Genomic DNA, 269 nt, shown 5'->3' with positions numbered 1-269 from the left:
AGATACCTTGTCTGACCGTTCACGAGATGCCGAGACTTTATTATTACAGCAATCCCGTATTAACTCAGAACTGCAAGAAGGCTTGATGAAAACACGGATGATACCGTTTTCATCAATTGTTCCAAGACTACGCCGTATCGTTCGCCAAATTGGTGGCGAGCTAGGTAAGCAAGTCGATTTTGATGCACTGAATACCGAAGGTGAAATGGATCGTTCCGTATTGGAAAGAATGGTCGCTCCGCTTGAACACATGTTACGTAACGCCCTCG

Annotated in this window: 1 pseudogene; it reads left to right on the top strand. The window is 45.4% G+C overall.

The features are described from left to right. A pseudogene (locus A3761_RS27335) lies at window positions 1–269 on the top strand (hypothetical protein); the annotation flags it as partial.

The organism is Oleiphilus sp. HI0123, assembly GCF_001635315.1.
Note: the sequence above shows the minus strand (reverse complement) of the source record. Positions and strands in the feature narration are given on the sequence as shown.